The sequence below is a fragment of the Bradyrhizobium campsiandrae genome, assembly GCF_014529705.1.
Classification (GTDB): domain Bacteria; phylum Pseudomonadota; class Alphaproteobacteria; order Rhizobiales; family Xanthobacteraceae; genus Bradyrhizobium; species Bradyrhizobium campsiandrae.
In genome coordinates this window covers 1-428 of record NZ_JAANIH010000225.1, presented here as the reverse complement: position 1 = coordinate 428, position 428 = coordinate 1, and the positions used below count along the sequence as shown (strand labels likewise).

Sequence of the window (428 nt, the reverse complement as noted above, 5' to 3'; positions counted from 1 at the left end):
GGATTATCTTGTGCTCTGGCAAGGTGCGGTGGGAGCTGGTCAAGCAACGTAAGGCCGCCAGTCTTGACGGACAGCTCGCCATCATCCCGATGGAGCGTCTCTACCCGCTACCAGTCGACGAGTTGGCTGAGGTTCTCGCGCCGTACACCAACGTCACGGATGTGCGCTGGGTCCAAGAAGAGCCAGAGAACCCGGGCGCCTGGAACTACATGCTGACCCACCTGCCCCAGGCCATGTCGGAGAAGCTGCCAGGATTCTTTGATGGGTTAGTCGGCATCACCCGCCCACCGTCTTCAGCTCCTTCGGTGGGACAGCATAGCGTCCACATCCGTGAAGAGCAGGAGTTGCTCGAGAAGGCTATGGCCTGAGCGACCTGACGACATACACTACGGCGCCATCTCTCACCAGATGACGCCGTGGTGCATGAT

Annotated in this window: 1 pseudogene; it reads left to right on the top strand. The window is 59.8% G+C overall.

What is annotated here, in order from left to right:
• Nucleotides 1–368, top strand: a pseudogene (locus tag G8O24_RS47195) (hypothetical protein); the annotation flags it as partial.
• Nucleotides 369–428: the final 60 nt, after the last annotated feature.